Annotated in this window: 16 protein-coding genes; 5 read left to right on the top strand and 11 right to left on the bottom strand. The window is 61.9% G+C overall.

Going from position 1 to position 19342, the window contains the following annotated elements:
- Positions 1-39: 39 nt before the first annotated feature.
- The 3 genes from mcpH to V3314_RS05260 all read right to left on the bottom strand — a co-directional run bounded on the left by mcpH (position 40) and on the right by V3314_RS05260 (position 2685).
- Entirely contained in the window at positions 40-1977 is a 1938-nt protein-coding gene (gene mcpH, locus V3314_RS05270; protein ID WP_046614480.1) for a methyl-accepting chemotaxis protein McpH, read from the bottom strand.
- Between the two features lie 178 nt (positions 1978-2155).
- On the bottom strand, positions 2156-2458 hold the full coding sequence (locus V3314_RS05265; RefSeq protein ID WP_003257516.1) for a cell division protein ZapA: 303 nt from the start codon (positions 2456-2458) through the stop codon (positions 2156-2158).
- Complete coding sequence (locus tag V3314_RS05260; protein WP_025337390.1) at positions 2455-2685, bottom strand: hypothetical protein; 231 nt, start codon at positions 2683-2685, stop codon at positions 2455-2457. The genes V3314_RS05265 and V3314_RS05260 overlap by 4 nt, the downstream gene beginning before the upstream one ends.
- Before the next feature lie 275 nt (positions 2686-2960).
- On the opposite strand from V3314_RS05260, the gene V3314_RS05255 reads away from it, so the two are divergent.
- Positions 2961-4586, top strand: coding sequence for a methyl-accepting chemotaxis protein (locus V3314_RS05255; protein WP_046614481.1), 1626 nt, complete (start codon positions 2961-2963; stop codon positions 4584-4586).
- Positions 4587-4724: 138 nt separating this feature from the next.
- Here V3314_RS05255 and gbcB read toward each other — a convergent pair whose 3' ends face one another.
- Positions 4725-5825 (bottom strand): glycine-betaine demethylase subunit GbcB, encoded by a 1101-nt coding sequence (gene gbcB / locus V3314_RS05250; RefSeq protein ID WP_015268654.1) that lies wholly within the window; start codon positions 5823-5825, stop codon positions 4725-4727.
- A 295-nt stretch (positions 5826-6120) separates the two neighbouring features.
- On the opposite strand from gbcB, the gene gbcA reads away from it, so the two are divergent.
- The gene (gbcA, locus tag V3314_RS05245; RefSeq protein WP_046614482.1) at positions 6121-7413 is read left to right on the top strand and encodes a glycine-betaine demethylase subunit GbcA; all 1293 of its coding nucleotides are present in this window, start codon (positions 6121-6123) and stop codon (positions 7411-7413) included.
- An 886-nt stretch (positions 7414-8299) separates the two neighbouring features.
- Here the strand turns inward: gbcA and V3314_RS05240 are convergent.
- From V3314_RS05240 to V3314_RS05215, 6 genes are all read right to left on the bottom strand, one after another.
- On the bottom strand, positions 8300-9070 hold the full coding sequence (locus V3314_RS05240) for an electron transfer flavoprotein subunit beta (RefSeq protein WP_338459985.1): 771 nt from the start codon (positions 9068-9070) through the stop codon (positions 8300-8302).
- Positions 9071-9080: 10 nt separating this feature from the next.
- Positions 9081-10313: an electron transfer flavoprotein subunit alpha/FixB family protein gene (locus tag V3314_RS05235; protein ID WP_085600017.1), complete on the bottom strand. Its 1233-nt coding sequence runs from the start codon at positions 10311-10313 to the stop codon at positions 9081-9083.
- Positions 10313-12265 (bottom strand): dimethylglycine demethylation protein DgcB, encoded by a 1953-nt coding sequence (gene dgcB / locus V3314_RS05230; RefSeq protein WP_046614484.1) that lies wholly within the window; start codon positions 12263-12265, stop codon positions 10313-10315. The genes V3314_RS05235 and dgcB overlap by 1 nt, the downstream gene beginning before the upstream one ends.
- A gap of 177 nt (positions 12266-12442) precedes the next feature.
- Positions 12443-14503: a dimethylglycine demethylation protein DgcA gene (gene dgcA / locus V3314_RS05225; RefSeq protein ID WP_046614485.1), complete on the bottom strand. Its 2061-nt coding sequence runs from the start codon at positions 14501-14503 to the stop codon at positions 12443-12445.
- A 15-nt stretch (positions 14504-14518) separates the two neighbouring features.
- On the bottom strand, positions 14519-15049 hold the full coding sequence (locus V3314_RS05220; protein WP_046614486.1) for a DUF5943 domain-containing protein: 531 nt from the start codon (positions 15047-15049) through the stop codon (positions 14519-14521).
- Positions 15050-15126: 77 nt separating this feature from the next.
- Entirely contained in the window at positions 15127-16104 is a 978-nt protein-coding gene (locus V3314_RS05215) for a dipeptidase (RefSeq protein ID WP_023382781.1), read from the bottom strand.
- 287 nt (positions 16105-16391) lie between these two features.
- Between V3314_RS05215 and V3314_RS05210 the strand changes: the two genes are divergently transcribed.
- The 3 genes from V3314_RS05210 (at position 16392) to V3314_RS05200 (ending at position 18243) form a co-directional block, all read left to right on the top strand.
- Positions 16392-16793, top strand: a complete 402-nt coding sequence (locus V3314_RS05210; RefSeq protein ID WP_046614487.1) for a lysozyme inhibitor LprI family protein — start codon at positions 16392-16394, stop codon at positions 16791-16793.
- 115 nt (positions 16794-16908) lie between these two features.
- Positions 16909-17625, top strand: a complete 717-nt coding sequence (locus V3314_RS05205) for a hypothetical protein (RefSeq protein WP_080958440.1) — start codon at positions 16909-16911, stop codon at positions 17623-17625.
- A gap of 66 nt (positions 17626-17691) precedes the next feature.
- Positions 17692-18243: a hypothetical protein gene (locus V3314_RS05200; protein WP_046614488.1), complete on the top strand. Its 552-nt coding sequence runs from the start codon at positions 17692-17694 to the stop codon at positions 18241-18243.
- Here V3314_RS05200 and V3314_RS05195 read toward each other — a convergent pair.
- Complete coding sequence (locus V3314_RS05195; protein ID WP_046614553.1) at positions 18234-19196, bottom strand: GlxA family transcriptional regulator; 963 nt, start codon at positions 19194-19196, stop codon at positions 18234-18236. The two genes, V3314_RS05200 and V3314_RS05195, sit on opposite strands and share 10 nt — an antisense overlap.
- Positions 19197-19342 lie beyond the last annotated feature (146 nt).

Below are 19342 nucleotides of genomic sequence, written 5' to 3'. Positions count from 1 at the left end.
ACAAAGCTGCCAGGTCTTTTGCCGCACCCCAGGAGTCGATCATAATCTGAAGCCATTCATCTGCTGCGCCAGATCGTTAGCCAAACCACGCAATGCCAGGCATTCTTCGCGACACCCTTGCACCTCCGCCGCGGTCTCTCGCGCCAGGTCGGAAATCCCCTGCACCGTACGATTGATCTCCTCGGTCACCGCCGACTGCTCTTCGGTCGCAGTAGCTACCTGATGGTTCATGTCGCTGATGTGTTCCACCTGGTCAGTGATCGCACCCAGTGACGCCCCGGTGCGCTGGCTCGACTCGACCCCACTCCCCGTCGCCTGCTGCCCCGCCTGCATCGAACTCACCGCCGAACCCGCGCCCTGCTTCAAGCGCTGGATCATCTGCTGCACTTCGTCGGTGGAAAGCTGCGTGCGCCGGGCCAAGGTACGCACTTCATCAGCCACAACGGCAAACCCTCGCCCCATCTCCCCTGCCCTGGCCGCCTCGATGGCGGCATTCAGCGCCAGCAGGTTGGTTTGCTCGGAAATACTACGAATCACTGCTAGAACCTCGTCGATCGAGGCTACTTCATCGGCCAGCTGGCTGACAGCATCGGCCGCCTTGCCGATATCACCCGACATCCCTTCGATACCACGGATCGAGCGTTGCACCACTTCACGCGCCTGCAGGGCTTCGTCCCTCGCCGACTGCGAGGCCTGGGCCGCATCACCGGCATTGCGGGCAATGTCCTGCACTGTCAAACCCATTTCGTGCACGGCGGTAGCGACCATTTCGGTCATTTCCTGCTGGCGCCCGGAACGCTCGGCGGTGTTGTCCACCACCTGTGTCACCTGCTCGACCGCCAGGTGCAGCCGCTCGGAAGTGTGCAATACCTCGCCGATCAACCGGCGCTGGCTGTCCAGGAAGCGGTTGAAGCCACGCGCCAGGTCGCCCAGTTCGTCCAGGCGTGAATCGTCCAGCCGGTGGCTGAGATCACCCGCGCCACTGCCAATCTGCACCAGCGCCGCCGTGACACGGCGGATCGGCCGCACCAGGCCACGCGCCAACAGCACTACCAGCAGCAGCGACACCAGGGCCACGGCACCACCGATCAGGCTGGTCAGCCATACCGCCTGGTGCATTGGTGCGTAGATTTCCTCCTCGGGCACCTCGGCCACCAGGGTCCAGTTGAGGTCGCGCAGGGGCAGGCCGAGCGCCAGGTAGCTTTCGCCGTCACGGCTGAAGCGGCTGCTGCGCAGGCCTTCGCCGCCGGTCATCAGCACCTTGGCGGCGTCCGCACCGAGCTGTTCGGTCAGCTGGCGTTTGCCGCTGAAGGCAGGGTCCGGATGAACCTGGATCAGGCCATCGTTACGCACCAGGAACACCTTGCCGTGCTCGCCAAATTTGAAGTCATGGATCAGCTTCGACAGTTCTGTCATGCGCAGGCCCATGCCGGCGACACCGACCAGTTGACCATCCTTTTCAACGCGATAGTCGATGAACAGCGCGAGCTCGCCGGTGGCACCGTCGATGTCGATGTTGATCAGGCGTTCGGCACCGCTGTCGATGTAGCCGTAGAACCATTTGTCCTTTGGGTTGCTGCGGCTGAGGGTACGGTCCAGGCCATTCTCGTTGTAGTAGTGGCCGGTTTCGGTCGAGACGAACAAGGTGGTAAAAGCCTGGTTGCGCTGCTTGGCGGCGGTCAGGTATTCGATGAATGGAGCGGCCTGGGCGGGGTCTTCACCATCGGCAAGCCAGTCACGCAGCAGAGTGTTGCCAGCAATATCCGCCGCCGCCACCAGCGGCTGGCCGAGCATGCGCTCGATGTCGTTGCGGATGGCCTCGATGCTGGCGGGCAGCGCGGTATCGACCAGGTAGCGTTCGGTGAGGCGGTTTAGCGCCACCGTGAAAATGATGACCACCACCAGAATACTCGCCAGCAGGGCGGCACCCATGCTGGTGATCAACTGCCACTGGATGCTCTTACGCCAGATACGCATGCCCTACTCCCCGCATAATTATTGTTTTGCGGAAAGTGTATACACTTGCGTATCCAGTTAATCCAGTGATCTGAAGCAGTCAGATGTCCTGTGGCGGCGCGCATACCCGCGAATGCGATGCAGAATGCACTGACGCATTCGCGGGTGAACCCGCTCCCACAGAGGGCGACGCAAGACCTTATTGTTCGGCTATGGTCCGCACGATTGCGTCCACCGTGGCGTCGATCTGCGCCTGGGTACGCTCCAGCGTCTTGCGGTGCTCATCCTGCAGCTCGATCTGCCGTGAACACAGATTCAGCGCTGCCAGCACCAGCAGCTTGTCGCCGATCAGGGTCGGGTACTGACGCTTGGTCTGGGCCAAGGCGGTGTTGAGCATCTGCACCGCCTGGGCCAGGGTCGCTTCCTGGCCTTCAGGCGCCTTGATCGAATAGTCGTTGCCGAGGATCGACACGACATTGATTGGCTGCGCTCGCAGTGTCATGCGCCTACGACGCCGGCATTGGCGCGCTCGAGCAGGGCCTGCAGGCGTGCGGCGGTGCTGCCGTTCTTCTCTTCCTGCTCCATCAGCGACAGCTGCAGGGTTTCGTTCTCTTCCTTGGCCTGGGCCAGTTCCTGGCCGAGGGCGGTGTTCTGCTCGGTGAGTTGAGCGTTCTTCTGCATCAGGTCACTGACCAGTTGCTCGATTTGGTTCAGGGAAGCTTCCAGCATGGGTCTATCTCAGGTTGTTGCGAGGGGCGCACACGATAAAGAAAAGTGCGGCCCATCGCCATTAAATATCGGATTCACAAGGTGTCTAACCCGCAGATTGACAGAGGAACCACCCCCTTGTTCCGACCTGGGTCAACCGCCGGTCAGGAAAAGGTTAGCAACCTCACAATTTTCGCCATCAGCACTCAAGACTGAGCAGTCACAACCGATAGCCCGGCAAGTCATGTTTTGTCGCACTTTGCGCCCCTTTTTTCCTTGCCTGGATCGTTCTCTCCATGTCTCTACGCAATATGAACATCGCCCCGCGCGCGCTGCTCGGCTTCGCACTCATCGGCCTGCTGATGCTTGGCCTCGGCATCTTCTCCCTCATCCAGATGGGCAACATCCGCCAGGCCGGCGTCGTCATCGAACAGGTCAGCGTGCCCAGCATCAAGATCCTCGACGAGCTCACTGCCCTGAACCTGCGCATGCGCACCCTCTCCTACCGCCTGCTGCTCAACCGCGAACCGGCAACTCAGCGCGAAACCCTGAGCCTGCTGGACGAGCGCAACAGCCAGATCGACCGTGCACGCCAGGCCTACCTGCCGATGATCGGAGCCGCCGACGAACAGGCTGCGTTCGATCAGTACGGCCAGTTGCTCAACCAGTACCGCCAGCTTGAGTCACGCATGCGTAGCCTGAGCCAGGCCGACCGCCTCGACGAACTGCGCGACCTGCTCAACCGCGACCTGTTGGCCAACTCCGAACAGATCAACAAGGTCATGGACACCTTGGTGCGCATCAACACCGACCAGACCCGCGCTACCAACGAGAAGGCCGCCAACCAGTACGCCGCTGCCTTCGCCCTGGTGATCGGTCTGCTGGTCGCCGCCACTGTGCTGACTTTCGTCTGCGCATTCCTGCTGACCCGCAGCATCGTCAAGCCGATCGAAGAAGCGCTCAAAAGCGCCGAACAGGTCGCCGACGGTGACCTGACCCACGTCATACACGCTGAAGGCACCGACGAAGCCGCCCGCCTGCTGCGTGCCATGGCACGCATGCAGGACAAGCTGCGAGACACCCTGCAACAGATCGCCGGCTCCGCCACGCAGCTGGCCTCGGCGGCCGAAGAGCTGAATGCCGTCACCGACGAAAGTGCCCGTGGCCTGCAGCAGCAGAACAACGAGATCGAGCAGGCTGCCACTGCGGTAACTGAAATGACCAGTGCTGTGGAAGAAGTCGCGCGCAATGCCGTGAGCACCTCGGAAGCGTCCAGTGAGGCCAGCCGCTCCACCGGTGATGGACGTGACCTGGTAATGGAGACCGTGGGTGCCATCGAGCGCATGAGTGGTGACGTGCAGGCCACTGCCAAGCTGATCACTCACTTGGCCGAACAGTCGCGCGATATAGGCAAGGTGCTAGACGTGATCCGTGGCTTGGCCGACCAGACCAACCTGCTGGCGCTGAACGCCGCGATCGAGGCGGCACGTGCCGGTGAGGCGGGCCGTGGCTTTGCCGTGGTGGCTGATGAGGTGCGGGCGCTGGCTCATCGTACCCAGCAGTCGACCAGTGAGATCGAGCGGATGATCGGCAGTATTCAAGGCGGTACGGAAGAAGCGGTGGAGTCGATGCGCACCAGCACCGAGCGTGCCGAATCCACCTTGAACATTGCCCGTGGCGCAGGCATGGCACTGGACACCATCGCCGGGGCGGTGGCGCAGATCAACGAGCGCAACCTGGTGATTGCCAGCGCGGCGGAAGAGCAGGCGCAGGTGGCGCGTGAAGTGGACCGCAACCTGGTGAACATCAATGACCTGTCGGTGCAGAGTGCTACCGGGGCGCATCAGACCAGTGCGGCGAGTGCGGAGTTGTCGCGGTTGGCCGTGGATCTGAATGGGCTGGTGGCGCGGTTCCGCACTTGAAACACCTGGGGCCGCCTTGCGGCCCATCGCCGGCAAGCCAGCTCCCACACCGACCGCACAACTCTCCTGGTTATGCAGTACCTGTGGGAGCCGCGCTTGCCGGCGATGGGCTGCAAGGCAGCCCCCTGCATTCCCGGATCAGTAATCGATCCGTACATCCCCTTTAGGCACGCTGCAGCACGACAGGATGTAGCCCTCGGCTTCGTCCTCTTCGGTAATGCCGCCGTTGTGCTCCATCTCCACTTCGCCACCCAGCTTGAGCACCTTGCAGGTACCGCAAATGCCCATGCCGCAGGCTTTCGGGATCATCAGGCCAACCTTGGCAGCCGCCGCGTGCACGGTCTCGCCCGGGGCGATCCGGATGCTCTTCTCGCTGCCGATGAACTCCACCAGGTTGAGGTCGGCTGCATCCAGCTCCGGTGCATCGGCAGCCTGCTCTGCATGCTCTACCGCATCGGCCTTGGCCTCGGGTGGCGTCGCGCCGAACGATTCCTCGTGATAGTTCTTCATGTCGAAGCCGACCGCTTCGAGCATGCGCTTGACCGCAGTCATGTATGGCGTCGGGCCGCAGCAGAACACAACGCGGTCCATGTAGTCCGGCGCGATCAGCTCCATCAGGCGCTGGTTGAGGTAACCGCGATAACCCGCCCACGGCTCACCCAGGCCATGCTTTTCACAAATGATGTGCAGGCTGAAATTGGGAATGCGCGAAGCCATCTGCTCCAGCTCGCGATGGTAGATGATGTCCTTCGGCGAACGGGCGCTGTGCACGAATACCATGTCGACATTGCCGTTGGTGTCGTAGAACCAGCGCGCCATCGACATGACCGGGGTGATCCCGACACCGCCCGAGAGGTACAGCACTTTCTGCGCCGGGAAGTCGATGGCGTTGAACAGCCCCACCGGGCCGTGCACCGGCAGCTCGGCGCCTTCGTGCATGGTGTCGTGGAGGAAGTTGGACACCAGGCCGCCCGGCACGCGCTTGACGGTGATCGAGAAGCTGTAGGGTACCGACGGTGAACTGGAGATGGTGTAGGAGCGCATCACCGGCTTGCCTTCGATCTCCAGTTCCAGGGTGACGAACTGCCCTGGCTTGAAGAAGAACATGATCGGCTGGTCGGCCATGAAGCAGAAGGTGCGCACGTCCCAGGTCTCCTGGATGACCTTGACACAGCGCACGATGTGGCGGCCGTTGGCCCAGGTCTGGGTGGTGACCGGATTAAGGAAGGTATCGGACATGTTCATCTCCAGCAGCCGACTATCGGCCTTTTTATGGCTTGGATAATGCGCAAGCTGAAGACGACGTACATTCCTGCCAGCGACATCGGCGTGCTTATCGCGACCAGCCCCGCGCCACAAGGGCTGGCGCGTCGTAATTCAAATCGGCCATGTCGCCCATGGATACGGTTCATGACGCCTTCGGACGCACACTCCACGGCAAAACAACCAGCTGTTTCTTGATGAGCAGCCTTGCGGCACCACAACAACGATTAGCCACCTTTTGCCGGCCGCACACGGCCCCGAGGAATACACGATGGACGTCACCGCAACCCTGAGCCTGGGCGATCCACTGGAACCTGCACGCAAGGCCACCGCCGAGATGCTGCAGACCCGCGAGCGCACCTACTCGCTACCCCAGCCTTTCTACACCGACGAGCGTCTGTTCCAGATCGACATGCAGGAGATCTTCCACAAGGAGTGGCTGATTGCGGGGCTGGTAAGCGAGATTCCGACAAAGGGCAACTTCCTGACCCTGCAGATCGGCAAGAACCCGATCATCGTGATCCGTGGCGCCGAGGGCAAAGTGCATGCCTTCCATAACGTGTGCCGCCACCGCGGCTCGCGTCTGTGCACCAGCGAAAAAGGCAAGGTGGCCAAGCTGGTCTGCCCCTACCACCAGTGGACCTACGAGCTGGATGGCCGCTTGCTGTTCGCCGGCACCGAAATGGGCGCCGACTTCGACATGAACCAGTACGGCCTCAAGCCTGTGAATGTGAAAGTTGCAGGCGGCTACATCTTTATCAGCCTGGCGGAAAACCCGCCCGCCATCGACGAGTTCCTGGCCACCCTGGACCACTACATGGAACCGTACGACATGGAAAACACCAAGGTGGCGGTACAAACCACCTTGATGGAAAAGGCCAACTGGAAGCTGGTGCTGGAAAACAACCGCGAGTGCTACCACTGCAACGGGTCGCACCCTGAGCTGCTGAAAACCCTGCTGGAGTGGGATGACACCAACGACCCACGCGCCGACCAGGCCTTCAAGGACCACGTAGCCGCCTCCGCCGCTGCCTGGGAAGCCGAGAAGATCCCGTACCTGCACAAGAGCCATGGCCTGCGTAACCGTATCGTGCGCATGCCGCTGCTCAAGGGGACCGTGTCGATGACCATGGATGGCAAGCAAGCATGCAAGAAGCTGATGGGCCGCATCAAGAACCCCGACCTGGGCTCTATGCGCATCCTGCACCTGCCACACTCCTGGAACCACTGCATGGGCGACCACATGATCGTGTTCACCGTGTGGCCGATCAGCGCCCAGGAAACCATGGTCACCACCAAGTGGCTGGTCCACAAGGATGCCGTGGAAGGCGTGGACTATGACCCTGAGCAGATGCGCAAGGTCTGGGACGCGACCAACGATCAGGACCGTCGCCTGGCCGAAGAAAACCAGCGCGGGATCAACTCCACTGCGTACCAGCCTGGGCCTTACTCGAAAACCTACGAGTTTGGCGTGGTCAACTTCATTGACTGGTACAGCCAGCGCTTGCTGAACAATCTGGGGGCAGAGCCGGCGGCGTATCTGAAGGAAGTTCAGGCGCAGTGATACACGCGAACCAAGCCTGTGGGTAACTCACAGGCTTGGTCTTCTCACCGTACTTCCGGATCTGCGCGACAATCTCCGTTGGCTTCATCCTCGATCTTACAAACCGGCATTTCCCGTCCCTTTTCTCAGCCGCTCCGCGGCGCCATCTTGTGCTTTCCCTTCCTGATTCGCCCGCTGAAAATCGTTCCAGGTCTCGGCTGACGTTTTTCTTGATGTCGCGCCAGAGCATCGATCGGCGAACAGGCCCTGTGGAAAATACTGCCCGGCGCTCTTCCGCTAGCTTAAATCGCGAATTGAACGTTTTCTGACCAAACCTTTGGAAGCCTTGCTGATAAAGGCTTGGCGGCCTCCACGAACACTTTTTCCACAGAGACACCAACAGAGTTTGTGGGCAATTGATTCGTTTTGTTTGATCTGGTTGTGGATAAGTGCCCCAAGGTCCTGATTATCGGAGATAAAGAAGACCTCATCCGGATTTGATCATTTTTGAAAAAACCTACCGAAGCCTTTAACTACAAGGCCTACAGAAGCTATCAAACAGATTATCCACAGACCGGCTAACAGCGATTGTGGGCAAAATCAGCAGGGTGCTGCCGTGCGTTGCATGCGAAGGCAGGGATAAGACTGATCGTTTTTTGATCAAAAGCTTGGAGGCCACGTGATACAAGGGCTGTGGCCATGCGCCAACACTTTATCCACACCTTGGCGAACAGATTTGGTGGGCAAAAACATTCGCTCGATACTGTGTATGAAATGTAGGAGCGGCCTTGTGTCGCGATGGGCCGCAGCGCGGCCCCAGGATCTCGACTACCAGTCAAGATTGCCGGGGCTGCTGCGCAACCCATCGCGACACAAGGCCGCTCCTACAACGGGACCGCGTGAGGCTCTAGCGCAGCACCCCTTCTTCCACCAACAGCTTGAGGATGGCCTCGGCGCCTTCCTGTGGCGAAACGTCCTTCAACACCTTGCCTCCGCCGCCACTGGCCTTGGCCGTCGCCGCCTTCATCCGGTCAGCACCGCTCTTGGCCTTGATAACCTTCAGCCGCTTGGGCCGTGGGCGGGCCGGTTGCAATTCGGCTTCAGTCAGCAATTCGTCTTCGACGATAGCCACGTTGCGTGCCGCCAACACACCCCGGCGTGCCGGCCCGAAAGCGCTCTGGCGCGGCTTGGGCGCAGCGTTATCCACAGTCGCCAGCAACGGCAGGCGCACCTTCAACCGACGCCGTTGCCCGCGCGGCAGCGCCTGCAATACCTGGGCGGTGCCGTTTTCGATCGACTCCACTTCAGCCAACCCGACAATCAGCGGCCATCCGAGCTTTTCGGCCAGCAGGAAGGGCAACATGCCCGACCCCTCACCGGTCTCGGCCTGGCTGCCAGTCAGCACCAGCTGGGCCCCGGCGTCGCGCAGGTAATCCCCGAGCACGCCCAGCACATCCGCGCCGGCCGGCTGCTCCAGCACATCCAGATGGTCCAGGCCCATCCCCAGGTAGGCGCGCAGCGCCTCTTCCCGTGGGTCGCCGGCATGCACCACCTGCAAGTTATCCCCAGCCAGCTGCAAACCCAGTTCCACGGCGCGCGCATCCTGTTCGGCGCGGCGAGCGCGGCCGGAGCTGGGGTGGCCACCGATGGAAACCAGGCTGATCACTTTCGTACTCATGCTCGTGCCCTTATGCCGCGTCGCGCTGGCCGCCGCTGCGGTAGTTGTCCACAGCCTCGATCAGTGCCTGGAGAATCGCCGAACTGTCGCCAATTACCGACAGGTCGGCCCGTTTGATCATGTCGCAGCCCGGGTCCATGTTGATCGCCACCACTTTGTCGCAGGCGCCGATGCCCTGCAGGTGCTGGATCGCGCCCGAGATACCCACAGCCACGTAGACCCGCGCGGTAACCCAGGTACCGGTGGCACCCACCTGACGGTTACGGGGCATGAAGCCGTCGTCCACCGCCACCCGCGAGGCGCCTTCGGTGGCGCCGAGGGCCGCAGTGGCCTTGTGATAAAGGTCCCAATCCTTGACCCCGTTGCCGCCCGAGACGATGAACTCGGCTTCGGCCATGGCAATGGTGGCCGGGTCCACGGCCACAGAGCCCAGGTCTTCGATCCGCGACAGGCTGCGCGCAACGCTTGTGGACAACTCCACCGGCAGCGCTTCGTGACGGGTTTCGCTGACCGGCTCGGCGCACTCGGCCGCCGCCAGGATCAAGCGTGGTACGGCGCGCTGCAGATCCTGCTGGCCGGCACCGGCACGGCCGATGCACTGGCCGTCCTTGACCTGCCATACCCGCGTCGCCGGGCGCTCGCCCAGTGCCGCGCCCAGGCGCCGGCCCAGTTCGCCACCACCGGTGCGGCTGTCGGGCAGCAGCCAGTGGCGCGGGGTGAACTGGTTATCCACAGCCCGCAGGCCTTGTACCAGTTGCTCCGGTGCATAACCTTCGAATGCCTCGCCTTCGATGACCAGCAGGCGGTCGACCCCGGCTGTGGAAAAGTTGCTTTCCTTGTGCTCGCCAAACACCACTGCCAACACCGCACCGTCGCTGCCGGCCAGGCTGTGGGCCAGGCCGAGCAGGTCGCGGTCGTGGCTGCTCAGGCGGCCACCGACCATGTCCGGCACCACGGCAATGTAGAACGCCGGCGCAGGTACCTGGTGCAGCGGCAGCTTGACCTCAACCGCCGCCGTGCGCCGTCCGCCCACGGCGGTGCCCTGCTGGGCGCCGCTGCGGTCGATGCGCTTGATGCCGGCCGGGCCGATGAAGCCTGCGGCAATCGCATGGGGGTTCTTGCGGATGAGGCCGTTGGGCCCCATCCAGCTGGTCTGCTGCGTCTGCATCGCTGCATGCAGCGGGTGCAGACGGTTACGGGCGATCCACTCGGCGCGTGGGTCGCGGCGGATAATGTCGCTCATCAGTGCACCTCCGCAGGTTCACGTTTGGCCGTTTGCGGCTTTGGGGCAGAGGGCGCGTCCGCTTCGATCAGCACGTCAGCCACCAGTTCGGCCAGGTCCTTGATCTGTGGGCGCGGTTCGACCACGCCTTCGAGCATGGCGGTGCACTGTGGGCACCCCACGGCTACCAGTTCGGCCTCGGTCTCGCGGATGTCGTCCATGCGCATGTCCGGGATACGCTGCTTGCCCGGGATGTCGGTGATCGGCGCACCGCCGCCACCGCCGCAGCAGCGGGAACGGAAGCCGGAGCGCTGCATCTCGCGTACTTCGATACCCAGGGCTTTGAGCACAGCCCGTGGAGCTTCGTACTCACCGTTGTAACGGCCCAGGTAGCACGGGTCGTGGTAGGTGACGCTGCCACCCTTGTGCTGGCCAAGATTGAGCTTGTTGGCCGCGATCAGTTCGGCGATGTAGGTACTGTGGTGCTGCACCTGATAGTCGCCGCCTAGGGCGCCGTATTCGTTCTTCAGCACATGGAAGCTGTGCGGGTCACAGGTGACGATGCGCTGGAACTTGTATTTGGCCAGGGTCTGGATATTGCGTTTGGCCAGTTGCTGGAAGGTCGCCTCATCGCCCAGACGGCGAGCCACGTCGCCGCTATCGCGCTCTTCCAGGCCGAGCACGGCAAAGTCCACACCCGAAGCCTTGAGCACTTTGACGAACGAGCGCAAGGTGCGCTGGTTGCGCATGTCGAAGGCACCGTCACCGACCCAGAACAGCACCTCGGTGGTTTTCACCTCCGACAGCAGTTGCAGGTTGAGGTCGGCGGCCCAGTTCATGCGGCCACCGGGGGCGAAGCCGCCCGGGTTGTCGGTAGCGATCAGGTTGTCCAGCACTTCGGCACCCTTGTTCGGGGTAGCGCCTTTTTCCAGGGTGAGGTGACGGCGCATGTCGACGATGGCATCGACGTGCTCGATCATCATCGGGCATTCCTCGACGCAGGCACGGCAGGTGGTGCACGACCACAGCGTTTCGGCGTCGACCAGGCCATTGACGATCGGCTGGTGCGGGTGGCCGCCATGCTCACCGATCGGTTTGCCCGGGTATGGGCTGCCGGCGAACTGCGCATCGGTGCCACCGGCCAGGCCGATGACCATGTCCTGGATGAGCTTTTTCGGGTTCAGCGGCTGGCCGGCAGCAAAGGCCGGGCACATGGCTTCGCATTTACCGCACTGCACGCAGGCGTCGAAGCCCAGCAGCTGGTTCCAGGTGAAGTCCACCGGCTTTTCCACGCCCAGCGGCGCGTTCGGGTCTTCCAGGTCCAGCGGCTTGAGGCCGGTGGAGCGGCCGCCGCCGAAGCGTTCGGCGCGGCGGTGCCAGGCCAGGTGCAGGGCACCGGCGAAGGCGTGTTTCATCGGGCCGCCCCAGGTCATGCCGAAGAACAGCTCCGACACGCCCCACAGCACGCCCAGGCCCAGAATGCCCACCATCACCCAGCCACCGGTGTTGGCCGGCAGGATGCCGGCGACCGGCAAGGTGGCGATGAAGAAGCTCACGGCAAACGCCAGCAGGCTCTTCGGCAGGCGCATCCACGGGCCCTTGGACAGGCGCGAAGGCGGGTTGAGGCGGCGTTTGAAGACGAAGATGGCGCCGCTGAACATGATCACGGTAGCCACCAGCAACGCGTAGCCGAGAATCTTGCTCTGCAGGCCGAAGCCGTGCACCAGGATCGCCAGCACGGCCGACAGCACGAAGCCGCCAGCGGTGGCCACGTGGGTCTTGGACATGTACTTGTCGCGCTCGACCACATGGTGCAGGTCCACCAGGTAACGGCGCGGCATGGCCAGCAGGCCGCCGATCAGGTTGACCTTAGACGGCCGGCCACGCCGCCACATGCGCACCCGGCGCAGGGCGCCGAGCACTGCCAGGCCAAGGGCAGCGAACAGCAGAATAGGTAGAAGGGTGTTCAACATGGGAGGCTCCCACAACAGCTGGATTCTTGCGCCACTCTGAAGATGGGATTGGCCCCTTGTGGGAGCGGGTTTACCCGCGAATGCGTCAGATCAGACAACTTTGTTGCTTGTGCTGACGCTTTCGCGGGTGAACCCGCTCCCACAGGGACCGCGCCCGGTGGCGACGATTTTTCTCGATCAGAAGTCCTTGCACAGGCGCAAGGCGTCGTAGATCGCCGCATGCACGTTGCGCTGGGCCACGCAGTCGCCGATGCGGTACAGCAGGTAGCCTTCGCCCGGCTGGCTCAGGATCGGCTGTGGCTTGATGGCGAACAGCGCCTCCACGTCGATCTGGCCTTTGTTGCGCGAACCTTCCTTCAGTGCGTAGTACAGCTGCTCGTCAGGACGCACGCCGTTCTCCACCACCACCTGGTCGACCACACGCTCTTCCTTGGCGCCGGTGTATTCGTTTTCCAGCACCGCCACCAGCTTGTCGCCTTCGCGGTAGACCTTTTCCAGCATCATGTCGCCGGTCATGATCACTTCTTTCGGATACATGCTGCGGTAGTAGGTCGGGAAGGTAGTACCGCCCATGGCCACGCCCGGCTTGATGTCGTCGGTGACGATCTCCACCTGGCTGCCCTTGTCGGCGATGAAGTCAGCCACCGACATGCCGGTGAACTCACAGATGGTGTCGTACACCAGCACGTTCTTGCCCGGCGCAACCTTGCCGTCGAGCACATCCCAGCTGCTGACCACCAGCCCTTCGGCGGCGCCCCAGTGCTCGTTCTGCTCCAGGAACGAATGCCCACCCACCGCCAGCACGATGATGTCCGGGCGCAGGTCCTGGATGGTCGCCACATCAGCGGCGGTGCCAAGGCGCAGGTCAATCTTCAGGCGGGCGAACTCCAGCTGGTACCAGCGAGTGATACCGGCGATCTGGTCGCGCTGCGGCGCCTTGGCGGCGATGGTGATCTGCCCGCCGATCTGGTCCTTCTTCTCGAACACGGTCACGTCGTGGCCGCGCTCGGCAGCCACGCGGGCCGCTTCCATACCGGCAGGGCCGGCGCCGACGATGACGACCTTGCGCTTGGGCCCGGTGGTCTTCTCGATGATGTGCGGCACCCCCATGTATTCGCGGGAGGTCGCGGCGTTCTGGATGCACAGCACGTCCAGGCCCTGATACTGGCGGTCGATGCAGTAGTTGGCACCGACGCACTGCTTGATCTGGTCGACCTGGCCCATCTTGATCTTGGCGATCAGGTGCGGGTCGGCGATGTGCGCGCGGGTCATGCCGACCATGTCGACATAGCCGCCTTCCAGGATGCGCGTGGCCTGGTTCGGGTCCTTGATGTTCTGCGCGTGCAGTACCGGGACCTTGACCACTTCCTTGATGCCGGCGGCCAGGTGCAGGAACGGCTCCGGCGGGTAGCTCATGTTGGGGATGACGTTGGCCAGGGTGTTATGGGTGTCGCAACCCGAGCCGACCACGCCGATGAAATCGATCATGCCGGTGGCGTCGTAGTAGGCGGCGATCTGCTTCATGTCCTCGTGACTGAGGCCATCGGGGTGGAACTCGTCGCCACAGATACGCATGCCCACGCAGAAATCGTCACCGACTTCGGCGCGTACGGCCTTCAGTACTTCCAGGCCGAACTTCATGCGGCCTTCGAAGGTGCCGCCCCATTCGTCGGTACGCTTGTTGACGCGCGGGCTCCAGAACTGGTCGATCATGTGCTGGTGCACGGCCGACAGTTCCACTCCGTCCAGGCCACCTTCCTTGGCGCGGCGGGCAGCTTGCGCGTAGTTGCCGATCACGCGCCAGATCTCTTCCACCTCGATGGTCTTGCAGGTGGCGCGGTGCACGGGTTCACGGATACCCGACGGCGACATCAGGGTCGGCCAGTTGAAGCCGTCCCAACGCGAGCGACGGCCCATGTGGGTAATCTGGATCATGATCTTGGCGCCATGCTTGTGCATGGCGTCAGCCAGGTTCTGGAAGTGCGGGATGATGCGGTCGGTCGACAGGTTGACCGACGACCACCACTCCTGCGGGCTGTCGATGGCCACCACCGACGAGCCGCCGCAGATCGCCAGGCCGATACCGCCCTTGGCCTTTTCTTCGTAGTACTTCACGTAGCGGTCGGTCGTCATGCCGCCGTCAGTGGCGTAGACCTCGGCGTGCGCGGTGCTGAGCACACGGTTGCGGATGGTCAGTTTGCCGATCTGGATCGGCTGGAACATTGCTTCGAATGCCATGACGCTATCTCCGGCTTACAACGGCTTGACGACGAACAGGCCATCTTCGTGACCTTCTTCCGACCCGCCATAGACCTGTTCGGCCACAGTGCGGATCGAGCTGCCGCGGGCAGCGAGAATCTGGTCCATGGCGCCGGCGAACCAGCCGGTGAACATGTAGTCGACCTTGCGGCCGCACTTGCCATAGACGTACACGAACGCGGAGTGCTTGAGCTTGACGCTGCAGGTTCCCTTGTCGAGGTCGATGTCCTGGATCTCGAACAGGCCCCAGCCACGCTGGCTCAGGCGCTTCATGTAGTGCTCGAACACCGCCACGCCTTCCAGGCCATGGCACTCAGCTTCTTTTTCACACCAGTGCCACGCGGACTTGTAGCCGGCCTTGTAGAGGATCTCGGCATACTTGTCGGCGCCCAGGACTTCTTCGATGCCCATGTGGTTGTTGACGAAGAAATGGCGCGGCACATACAGCATCGGCAAGGCGTCGCTGGTCCAGACACCGGTCTCGCTGTCTACTTCGATTGGCAATTGCGGGGCGATCTTGGCCATGGAAACTCAACTCCATAAAATTTTTTATTGGGATGCCCCGGCGTTGCTGGCAGGGGCTTTCAGGCTTGGAGAGCGGCTTACTCGCCCCACACGTCCTTGAGGACGTTGACCCAGTTCTCACCCATGATCTTGCGCACCACGCGCTCGGAGTGACCGCGCTTGAGCAAGGTTTCGGTGAGGTTGGGGAATTCGCCCACAGTGCGGATGCCCAGCGGGTTGATGATCTTGCCGAAGTTGGTCAGGCGACGGGCGTAACCCTTGTCGTGGGTCAGGTACTCGAAGAAGTCCTGGCCGTGGCCCTGGGTGAAGTCGGTACCGATACCGATGGCGTCTTCACCAACGATGTTCATGGTGTATTCGATGGCTTCGGCGTAGTCGTCGATGGTGGAGTCGATGCCCTTGGCCAGGAACGGCGCGAACATGGTCACACCGACGAAACCGCCATGGTCGGCGATGAACTTCAGCTCTTCGTCCGACTTGTTGCGCGGGTGCTCTTTCAGGCCCGAAGGCAGGCAGTGCGAGTAGCAGACCGGCTTTTTCGACTCGAGGATGACTTCTTCGGAGGTCTTGGAGCCGACGTGGGACAGGTCGCACATGATGCCGACGCGGTTCATTTCGGCAACGATCTCGCGGCCGAAGCCCGACAGCCCGCCGTCACGCTCGTAACAGCCGGTGCCAACCAGGTTCTGGGTGTTGTAGCACATCTGCACGATGCCCACGCCCAGCTGCTTGAAGACGTCGACATAGGCGATCTGGTCTTCGAAGGCATGGGCGTTCTGGAAGCCGAAAAGGATACCGGTCTTGCCCAGCTCCTTGGCCTTGCGGATGTCGGCAGTGGTGCGCACCGGCATCACCAGGTCGCTGTTTTCGCGGATCAGCTTCTGGCTGGCGGCGATGTTGTCGACGGTAGCCTTGAAACCTTCCCAGACCGACACCGTGCAGTTGGCCGCAGTCAACCCGCCTTTGCGCATGTCCTCGAACAGCTCGCGGTTCCATTTGGCAATGATCAGGCCGTCAATGACGATGCTGTCGGCGTGAAGTTCGGCTGGGCTCATCAGGCTGTCCCCTTTTATTGAATGGGTTTGCGCCAAACCTTATTGCCGGCGCTTTGGGGCCAGCATATGCCTGTGCCCAACGGCGCCCCGATGCAAAAACGACAGGGGGTTTGCCGAAAGCGTCAATGCGCGACATCGCGCCCTCTGGCGCGCCGTCTGGCGATGAGAGACAGTCTCGATAACGACATTTCCGGCCGTTTCATGAACATTTCTTCAGGGAGCTATCGTCTTGCCGACAGCTGAGCGAGAATCCAGCCGATTCGTCAGCCTTGTTGAGGAGAAAACGGATGAAATCAATGGCATGGCTGGTATTGCTGGCTATCGTAACGGGCGCCCAGGCCGGCGAGGAAGAAAGCACTCCGTGCGACAACGTCGAGACCGACCAGCAGACATATGCTTGCGCGGCATTCAACAAGCAGACGGCCGAGCGTGAACTGAAGTCGGCGTATGACGACCTTATCCAGCGCATTCGCGACCAGTACGCCGACGAAAGCGACAAGGCCGATGCCCTGGCCGGGCGCATGGATGCTGCCGAGAAACTGTGGACGCAACTGCGCGATGCCGACTGCAAGGTAGAAACCTATGCCGAGAAGCCGGGCAGCAAAGCGTTCGAAGCGGCGTGGAACACCTGCGTGGCACAGCGCAGCGATGACCGCTCGGAGTACCTGCAGTCCATCGGCCAGCAGTAAGGAAGTTCCTGGGCAGGAAAGGCTGTCGGCTTATCTGTCTTGACGATCCGAACCAAAGTGCGTCCCCGGCGCCTCACCCGAGGTGCCGATGATGAACTAGATCGGAAACCAAGACATGACCTCTACTATCAGCAAGACCGACATGAACAGCGCCATTGCCGCCCTGAAGAAAGAAGGCGAAGAACGCGCCGTCATGGTAGCCAACACCGTCTGCATCTTTGCCCCGGATGTACCGGCCAGTGTTGCCGAAGATGTGCTCGATGGCATGCGCCTGATGAATCTGTCGGCGAACAAGAAGTTCGACAAGGAAACCCAGCAGCGCGAGTGGTACAACTTCTACAACGACGGTCTGGGCAAGTTCGGCTGGACGCTGACCGGCGCCGCCCATGTCGAGGAAGCAATCGACAAGGACACCCACACGCTGGCCACCCTGGTGCCTCAGATCGTCACCGTCCAGATCGGCGCCAGCCACCGCCTGAGCCGCTGTGTAAAACGCTCCTTCGAAGTGATCGTGCAAACGCCGAAGGCACAGCAACTGCTCGAAGAAAGCAGCGTGAGCGTTTCGGGCAAATCCAGCACCATTCAGATTTCGGCTTGCGAGATGACACCTCAAGGCCTGCCGATCATGCACATGACCAGCGTTCAGCTGAGCTATGACAAGGCTGAAAAAACCGCAGGTTCCGCTGGCCGCATCATCGACAAGTCGAACACCCGCGTATACCGGGCCTCGCAGCAGGGCTCGTTCAGTGTTCGCCACTTCGACGCCATGCGCGAAGCCGTCAGGATGAAACTGGCCAGCCAGGCGTTCGACATCCTGGCGCTGGATATCTGACCTGCACCTGGCGCCGCATAGCGGCGCCAGGTTCCCCTTCCTACGCCTGCAGCGAGGGCCACAAGCATGCCCACCAACCCTGCCAACCAACCCTGGGAAGACCTTCATGCCTGCCTGCGCCTGGCGCAACTGGAGGCCAACCAGGTTCACGATCGCCAACAGGATGGCCAGCGCTGGTTCAACCGTTTTCTGCTGGGCCTGGAAAACAGCGGTGTCGAACTGATCGAACGGACAACAAAAAGCATTAACTGCGTACCCACGGATGCCGTGTTTCAGGACGTCTTCAACGGCTGGATTCCAGCGCCCCAGAGGCGCAACCTCAAGTTCGAGCGGGTTGCAAAGGACATACTCAATGGCTTGAAACAGCCAGACCTCGCCCTGCTGCGCAGCACCTCAGCCAGCTCGCACCTGCGCATCGACTTTGACCTGGATGACAGTGGCAGCCCCCTGGCGATCATCTTTCACTTGTGCTGTGCGACCGACCCGGATGCTCCGCGGACGCGCGTGGCCCTGCTGCTGGACCATATGGGCGCCAAACTCGACACCCGGGCTTTCGAGGCGCGGCGAGTACAGATCGAAAACCGCCTCCAGGCGTATTCCGACCTCGATCAGTTCTGATCCGGCAGCTGTGGCTTCAGCGCCTGACGCTCTTCACGAGGACAGCGTCCAAAGCGTCTTTTGTACCGGCGGGTAAAGTACGACGGCAACTCGAAACCGCATGCCACACTTACCTGCGTGATGCTCATCTGCGTCTGGCAAAGCAGCTGACGCGCCTTGTCCAGACGCAGGTCAAGATAGAACCCACTGGGCGTGTCATTCAGGTGCAGACGAAACAAGCGCTCCAGTTGACGCCTGGTGATCATGGCACGGGCGGCCAGCTCCAATGTGCTCAACGGTGGCTCTGTATGCTTTTCCATCTCGCCGATCACCTGCACCAGCTTGCGGTTGCTGATGCCATAGCGAGACGCAATCTGCATCCGCTGATGATCCTGCCGCGGCCGAATGCGGCCCAAAACGAACTGCTCCGATACCTGCACCGCCAGCTCGCTGCCATGGGATTGCGCAATCAGGTCGAGCATCAGGTCGATCGAGGCAGTGCCACCCGCGCAGGTGATGCGCCGGCGATCGATTTCGAACAGCTCCTGGGTCGCCTGCAGGCTCGGATAGTTCTCCTTGAACGCCTCCAGCGCCTCCCAGTGCACGGTGGCGCGATGGCCGTCGAGCAGGCCGGCCTCGGCCAGCACCACCGCGCCGGTATCGATGCCCCCCAGAACAACCCCCTCATGGTCCAGGCGGCGTAGCGCCTGCTGCAGCGCCGGCCCGTAACAGGCCAATGGCTCGAAGCCGGCGACGATCAGCAGGATGCCGCCAGGTTCGCCCGCCGCCAGCGCTGCATCGGCGTTCACCGACATGCCATTGCTGGCCTGCACTGCGCCTCCGTCCAGGCTCAACACCTGCCAGCGATACAACGGGCCCTTGAAGCGGTTGGCCACCCGCAGTGGTTCCAGGGCACTGATGAAACCCATGGCCGAGAACCCGGGCAACAACAGGAAGTGAATGATTTGCGGCATTGCATGCTCCACGGCAAAGGTGGTCGCCTCCGTGCAAATGTTGGTCGCCAGGGTGCGATTTTCCACCCTGACAGCAGCGTAGCTTCTTCATACGACCCAGAGAGGTCGAACCCCAATAACAATATGCACTGCCGATGGAGAGCCAC

Source organism: Pseudomonas sp. TE3-3-F2023 (assembly GCF_036784815.1).
In the GTDB taxonomy this organism is placed as follows: Bacteria; Pseudomonadota; Gammaproteobacteria; order Pseudomonadales; family Pseudomonadaceae; genus Aquipseudomonas; species Aquipseudomonas pudica.
This window is presented reverse-complemented; position numbering and strand designations above follow the sequence as displayed.

Bases quoted from the DNA above. Each gene is read 5' to 3' on its own strand.
- mcpH (WP_046614480.1), bottom strand. From the start codon at position 1,977: ATGCGTATCTGGCGTAAGAGCATCCAGTGGCAGTTGATCACCAGCATG.
- V3314_RS05265 (WP_003257516.1), bottom strand. From the start codon at position 2,458: ATGACACTGCGAGCGCAGCCAATCAATGTCGTGTCGATCCTCGGCAAC.
- V3314_RS05260 (WP_025337390.1), bottom strand. From the start codon at position 2,685: ATGCTGGAAGCTTCCCTGAACCAAATCGAGCAACTGGTCAGTGACCTG.
- V3314_RS05255 (WP_046614481.1), top strand. From the start codon at position 2,961: ATGTCTCTACGCAATATGAACATCGCCCCGCGCGCGCTGCTCGGCTTC.
- gbcB (WP_015268654.1), bottom strand. From the start codon at position 5,825: ATGTCCGATACCTTCCTTAATCCGGTCACCACCCAGACCTGGGCCAAC.
- gbcA (WP_046614482.1), top strand. From the start codon at position 6,121: ATGGACGTCACCGCAACCCTGAGCCTGGGCGATCCACTGGAACCTGCA.
- V3314_RS05240 (WP_338459985.1), bottom strand. From the start codon at position 9,070: ATGAGTACGAAAGTGATCAGCCTGGTTTCCATCGGTGGCCACCCCAGC.
- V3314_RS05235 (WP_085600017.1), bottom strand. From the start codon at position 10,313: ATGAGCGACATTATCCGCCGCGACCCACGCGCCGAGTGGATCGCCCGT.
- dgcB (WP_046614484.1), bottom strand. From the start codon at position 12,265: ATGTTGAACACCCTTCTACCTATTCTGCTGTTCGCTGCCCTTGGCCTG.
- dgcA (WP_046614485.1), bottom strand. From the start codon at position 14,503: ATGGCATTCGAAGCAATGTTCCAGCCGATCCAGATCGGCAAACTGACC.
- V3314_RS05220 (WP_046614486.1), bottom strand. From the start codon at position 15,049: ATGGCCAAGATCGCCCCGCAATTGCCAATCGAAGTAGACAGCGAGACC.
- V3314_RS05215 (WP_023382781.1), bottom strand. From the start codon at position 16,104: ATGAGCCCAGCCGAACTTCACGCCGACAGCATCGTCATTGACGGCCTG.
- V3314_RS05210 (WP_046614487.1), top strand. From the start codon at position 16,392: ATGAAATCAATGGCATGGCTGGTATTGCTGGCTATCGTAACGGGCGCC.
- V3314_RS05205 (WP_080958440.1), top strand. From the start codon at position 16,909: ATGACCTCTACTATCAGCAAGACCGACATGAACAGCGCCATTGCCGCC.
- V3314_RS05200 (WP_046614488.1), top strand. From the start codon at position 17,692: ATGCCCACCAACCCTGCCAACCAACCCTGGGAAGACCTTCATGCCTGC.
- V3314_RS05195 (WP_046614553.1), bottom strand. From the start codon at position 19,196: ATGCCGCAAATCATTCACTTCCTGTTGTTGCCCGGGTTCTCGGCCATG.